General features: G+C 73.7%; 5 protein-coding genes. All 5 read left to right on the top strand.

Annotated elements, in window-relative coordinates; genetic code table 11:
• On the top strand, window positions 1-1274 hold a 1274-nt coding region (locus Q7T52_RS15850), incomplete at its 5' end, for a carboxyl transferase domain-containing protein (protein ID WP_304804164.1).
• 123 nt (window positions 1275-1397) lie between these two features.
• The gene (locus Q7T52_RS15845) at window positions 1398-3278 is read left to right on the top strand and encodes a biotin carboxylase N-terminal domain-containing protein (RefSeq protein WP_304804162.1); all 1881 of its coding nucleotides are present in this window, start codon (window positions 1398-1400) and stop codon (window positions 3276-3278) included.
• A gap of 11 nt (window positions 3279-3289) precedes the next feature.
• Entirely contained in the window at window positions 3290-4201 is a 912-nt protein-coding gene (locus tag Q7T52_RS15840; protein WP_304804166.1) for a hydroxymethylglutaryl-CoA lyase, read from the top strand.
• Window positions 4202-4416: 215 nt separating this feature from the next.
• A complete protein-coding gene (locus Q7T52_RS15835) occupies window positions 4417-5502 on the top strand; it encodes a hypothetical protein (RefSeq protein WP_304804160.1) in 1086 nt (361 codons plus the stop codon).
• 7 nt (window positions 5503-5509) lie between these two features.
• A partial coding sequence (locus Q7T52_RS15830) for a hypothetical protein (protein ID WP_304804159.1) occupies window positions 5510-5910 on the top strand: 401 nt, incomplete at its 3' end.

Here is a 5910-nt window from a genome sequence, read left to right as displayed (position 1 = left end):
GCGAGGTGGTCGTGGTGGCCAACGACGCGACGGTCAAGGGCGGCACCTACTACCCGATGACGGTCAAGAACCACCTGCGCGCGCAGGCCGACGCGGCGGAGAACCGGCTGCCGTGCGTCTACCTCGTCGACTCCGGCGGCGCGTTCCTGCCGCTGCAGGACGAGGTCTTCCCCGACCGCGAGCACTTCGGCCGGATCTTCTTCAACCAGGCCAACCTCTCGGCGGCCGGCATCCCCCAGATCGCCTCGGTGATGGGCTCGTGCACCGCGGGCGGCGCCTACGTCCCGGCGATGAGCGACGAGACGGTCATCGTCAAGGAGCAGGGCACGATCTTCCTCGGCGGCCCGCCGCTGGTGAAGGCCGCGACCGGCGAGGTCGTCACGGCCGAGGACCTCGGCGGCGGCGACGTCCACGCCCGCAAGTCCGGCGTGGTCGACCACCTGGCCGACGACGACGCCCACGCGCTGGCCATCGTCCGCGCGATCGTCGACACCCTGCCGGCGCCGGGTCCGGCCCCCTGGGAGGTCCGCGAGCCCGAGGAGCCGGCGCTCGACCCGGCCACGCTCTACGACGTCGTCCCCGCCGACACCCGCACGCCCTACGACGTGCGCGACGTGATCCGCCGCATCGTCGACGGCAGCCGGTTCCAGGAGTTCAAGCAGCTCTACGCCGAGACCCTGGTGACCGGGTTCGCCCACGTCTGGGGCCACCCGGTCGGCATCGTCGCCAACAACGGCATCCTCTTCAGCGAGTCGGCCCGCAAGGGCGCGCACTTCATCGAGCTGTGCAACCAGCGCGGCATCCCGCTGGTCTTCCTGCAGAACATCACCGGCTTCATGGTCGGGCGCGAGTACGAGAACGCCGGCATCGCCCGCGACGGCGCCAAGCTCGTCACCGCCGTCGCCTGCTCGGTCGTGCCCAAGTTCACCGTCGTCATCGGCGGCTCGTTCGGCGCCGGCAACTACGGCATGTGCGGGCGCGCCTACGACCCGCGGTTCCTGTGGATGTGGCCCAACGCGCGCATCTCGGTGATGGGCGGCGAGCAGGCCGCCTCGGTGCTCGCCACCGTCGCCGGCAAGCCCGACGACGACGACTTCAAGGACCCGATCCGCGAGCAGTACGAGACGCAGGGCTCGCCCTACTACGCCACCGCTCGCCTCTGGGACGACGGCGTCATCGACCCCGTCGACACCCGCCGGGTCCTCGGCATGGGCCTGGCCGCCGCCGCCCACGCGCCGGTGCCCGCTCCCTCCTACGGCATCTTCCGGATGTGAGCGGGCAGTGACGAGCGAGGAACGAGCTCGGCGCGTGTGCGCGCTCAGGTCGAGCAAGCCCCGCGACCGAGGCACGAGGTCGCGACGGGCGCGTCGAGACCCGGTGATGAAGAAGGACTTCGCATGATCCAGCCGATCGCCCTCGAGAGCGTCCTCGTCGCCAACCGCGGCGAGATCGCCGTCCGCATCCTCAAGACCTGTGCGCGCTTCGGCGTGCGGTCGATCGCCATCTACACCGCCGCCGACGCCGGCGCGATGCACGTGCGGATGGCGTCCGAGGCCGTGGAGGTCTCGAGCTATCTCGACATCGACGCCGTCGTCGGGGCCGCGCTCACATCGGGCGCCGCGTCGGTCCACCCGGGCTACGGGTTCCTCTCCGAGCGCGCGGCCTTCGCCAAGGCGCTCGAGGACGCCGACGTGCTGCTCGTCGGGCCCAGCTCGACCGTCATGGAGCAGATGGGGCGCAAGGACGCCGCCCGGCAGATCGCGGTCGCGGCCGGCGTACCCGTGGTGCCGACGGGCGAGGACGCCCCCTTCCCGGTGCTCGTCAAGGCCGCCTCGGGTGGCGGTGGCAAGGGCATGCGGATCGTCCGGGCCGAGGGCGACCTCGCCGAGGCGACCGCGGCCGCCAAGCGCGAGGCGCTGTCGTCGTTCGGCGACGACACCGTGCTGATCGAGAAGTACGTCGAGCACGGCCGTCACATCGAGGTCCAGGTGCTCGGCGACACCCACGGCAACGTCGTCCACCTCCACGAGCGCGACTGCTCGACCCAGCGCCGGCACCAGAAGGTCATCGAGGAGGCGCCCGCGCCGACCCTCACCGACGAGCAGCGCGAGTCGGTCACGAGCGCGGCCGTCGCCCTGGCCCGCCATGTCGGCTACGTCAGTGCCGGCACCGTCGAGTTCCTCCTCGACACCGACACCGGGGAGGCCTACTTCCTGGAGATGAACACGCGCCTCCAGGTCGAGCACCCGGTCACCGAGACGATCACGGGGCTCGACCTCGTCGAGGAGCAGCTCCGCATCGCCGCCGGTGAGCCGCTCCGCGTCGGCGACCGGACGCCGGGCCCCTACGGCCACGCCATCGAGGTCCGCGTCTATGCCGAGGACCCCTACGCCGACTTCCTGCCCCAGGCCGGGACCGCGTCGCTCGTGCGCTGGCCCGACCACGGCATCATCCGCACCGACCACGCCCTCGAGAGCGGCCAGGTCGTGGGGACGTCGTTCGACCCGATGCTCGGCAAGATCATCGCCCACGGCCGCGACCGTGAGGACTGCCGCCAGCTGCTCGTCCAGGCCCTCGACCGCACCGCGATCCTCGGCCTGACCACCAACGTCGGCTTCCTGCGCCAGCTCGTGGCGAGCGACGAGTTCCGCGACGCGACGATCGACACGGCCTGGCTCGACACGGCCGTCGTGCCCGAGCCGAGCGCCGACGTACCCCGCATCGTCGCCGCCTGGACCTCGGCGATGCTCACCGCGATGGACGGCTCGCACGTGTTCGCGGCCGACGGCTTCCGGCTCGGGGCGCCGCCCGCGCCGACCGTCGTCGAGCTCGACCGCGAGGTGGTGGTCGACCGCCACGCCGGCACGGTCGACGGCACCCCCGTCCGCCAGCTCGCCGCCGCCGACCACAAGGTCCGCCTGGTCATCGACGGCGCGACCGTCGACGCGGTCGTCAACGCCCAGCCCGGGTTCGTCGACGTCGCCCTGCACGGGCAGCGGTTCCTCTTCACCGCGCCCGACCGGCTCGCCGGTGCCGCGGCGGTCGGCGACGGCACCCTGACCGCGCCCATGCCGGGCACCGTCCTCGAGGTCCGCGTCGCCGAGGGCGACGCCGTCGCCGAGGGTGACGTCCTCGGCACCATGGAGGCCATGAAGATGGAGCTCTCGCTCAAGGCGCCGTTCGCCGGCACCGTGGTGACGGTCGATGCCGTGGTCGGCGCACAGGTGCCGCTCGGCTCGTCGCTCTTCGTCGTCGAGCCTGCGGAGGACGACGCGTGAGCGCGCTGCCGATGGTGGTGCCCGAGCCCGGCCTGCCGACCGCCGTCACGATCTACGAGGTCGGTGCCCGCGACGGCCTCCAGAACGAGAAGGCCCTCGTCCCGGTCGAGGTCAAGGAGGAGTTCGTACGCCGCCTCCTCGCCGCCGGCCTGCCGCTCGTCGAGGCGACCTCGTTCGTCCACCCCACCTGGGTGCCCCAGCTGGCCGACGCCGCCGAGCTGATGACCCGCCTCGGCGAGGTCGGTCGCGACCTGCCGGTGCTCGTGCCCAACGAGCGCGGCCTCGACCGCGCGCTGGAGCTCGGGCTGCGCCACGTCGCGATCTTCGGCTCGGCGACCGAGACCTTCGCCCGCAAGAACCTCAACCGCTCCTTCGACGAGCAGTTCGCCATGTTCGAGCCGACCGTCGCCCGCGCCCGCGAGGCCGGGCTCGACGTCCGCGCCTACGTCTCGATGTGCTTCGGTGACCCGTGGGAGGGTGCGGTGCCCGTCGACCAGGTCGTCGCCGCGGGCGTGCGCCTGCTCGACCTCGGCGCCTCCCAGCTCAGCCTCGGCGACACCATCGGCGTCGGCACCGCTGGTCACGTGACCGCGCTCGTCGCCGCCTTCACCGCCGCCGGCGTCACCCCCGACCGGCTGGCCCTGCACTTCCACGACACCTACGGCCAGGCGCTGTCCAACGTCCAGGCCGGCCTGCGCGCCGGCGTGACGACCTACGACGCCAGCGCCGGCGGCCTCGGCGGCTGTCCCTACGCCGAGAGCGCCACCGGCAACCTCGCCACCGAGGACCTCGTCTGGTTCCTCACCGGCCTCGGCATCGAGCACGGCGTCGACCTGACCTCCCTCGTCGCCACCAGCACCTGGATGGCCGGGCACCTCGGGCGGCCGAGCCCGTCGGCGGTCGTGCGGGCGCTGGGCGGGTAGGCACCGCCCCCCGCACGGTGGTCGAGCCGCGGCGACGGAGTCACCGCGTGTCGAGACCTCTGTCCCCCACGGTGGTCGAGCCGCGGGGACGGAGTCACCGCGTGTCGAGACCTCCGCAGGTGCAGCTCGACCCAGCCACGTCGGTTGCGGGGGTCTCGACGCGGGCTCGCCGAGGGCTCGCCCGGCTCGACCACCGTGGTCGCTAGCCTGACGAGGTGAGTCGGAAGGTCTACCTGCACGTCGGTGCACCCAAGACCGGCACGACCTACCTGCAGGACCGGCTGACCCTCAACAGCGCGGGCCTGGCCGAGCAGGGCGTCCACTTCCCGAGCCGGCACGCGCTTGCGGACCCCCAGCTGAGCCAGTTCCGGGCGGCTCTCGACCTGCTCGGCCAGGACTGGGGCGGTCCGCCCGGTCACGCCAAGGGCTCGTGGGACGCGCTCGTGCGGCGCGTCCGCCGGCTCGACGGCACGGTGGTCGTGAGCCACGAGACGCTCGGGCCCGCCAAGCCCGAGGCCGTGCGCCGGGCCCTGCACGACCTGCGCGGCAGCGAGGTCCACCTCGTCTACTCCGCGCGCGACCTGGGCCGGCAGCTGCCGGCGGCCTGGCAGGAGAGCGTCAAGCAGGGCCGGACGTGGACCTACCGGCGGTTCCAGCGCCGGATGGTGCGCGGGCTGCCGTGGTTCGCCCGCGCCTTCGACCTGCCGAGCGTGCTCGGGACCTGGGGTGCCGACCTGCCGCCCGAGCGGATCCACGTCGTGACGGTGCCCCACGAGACCGGCGACCTGCTCTGGGAGCGCTTCTGCGACGTCCTCGGCATCGCGCCGGTGTGGGCCCCGCGCGACGCCGAGCGGGTCAACCGGTCCCTGGGGGTCGCCGAGACCCAGCTGCTCCGCCGCCTCAACACGCGGATCGACCACGCGACCCGCCGTGGCGCCGACTTCGACGAGCTGGTGCGCCACATGCTCGCCGACCGGATGCTCGCCAACCGCCGCGGCACCCGCCTCCAGCTGCCCCCGCACCTGCACCCGTGGGCCGTGAGCGAGGCCGACCGCTGGTCCGAGTGGATCACGACGCGCGGCGTCCAGGTCGTCGGCGACCTCGCCGACCTGCAGCCCGGGCCGGCCGTCGTCCCCGAGGAGTTCGTCGACCCGGCCGCTGTGTCGGCCAAGGCCCAGCTCGGTGCCGCGCTCGACGCCCTGACCGCGATGACCGTCGAGGCCGCGCGCCGACCCGACCCCGACGCCCGGTTCACGGCCAAGGTCCGCGGCGGGCTGCGCGCTCGCAAGGAACGCCGGTGAGCGGGTCGTGAGCGAGGCCCGCGCGTGGGGCTGGGTGGCGTCGCTCCGCGACGGCGGCACCACCCCCTGGGCCGCCTGGACCGCCGAGGCCGACCGCACCAGCCGCCTCCTCCCCGGTGCCCAGCAGCTCGAGGTGCTGCGCCGGGTCAACCTGGCGTACGCCGCCGCTGGCCGCCGGCCCGACCCGGTGCTGGTCGAGCGCGTCGTCACCGCGAGCGCGCCCGGCCGCGGCCGCCCCGACCTCGAGCTCGTCGGTGCCGTCGCCGAGACGGCGTACGGGCCGCGCCCGGTCGATCCCGCCGACCTCCCGGCCGACGAGCTGCTCCGGGTCACCACCAACCTCCTGGCCGAGGACCTCGTCGCGGCCGGCGTCCCTCCGCAGCCCCGGCCGCGCTGGCGCCGTCCGGG

It is taken from the genome of Nocardioides sp. (assembly GCF_030655615.1).
Taxonomy (GTDB): Bacteria; Actinomycetota; Actinomycetes; order Propionibacteriales; family Nocardioidaceae; genus Nocardioides.
The sequence above is the reverse complement of the archived record's forward strand: the minus strand, read 5'-3'. Positions and strand labels throughout refer to the sequence as shown.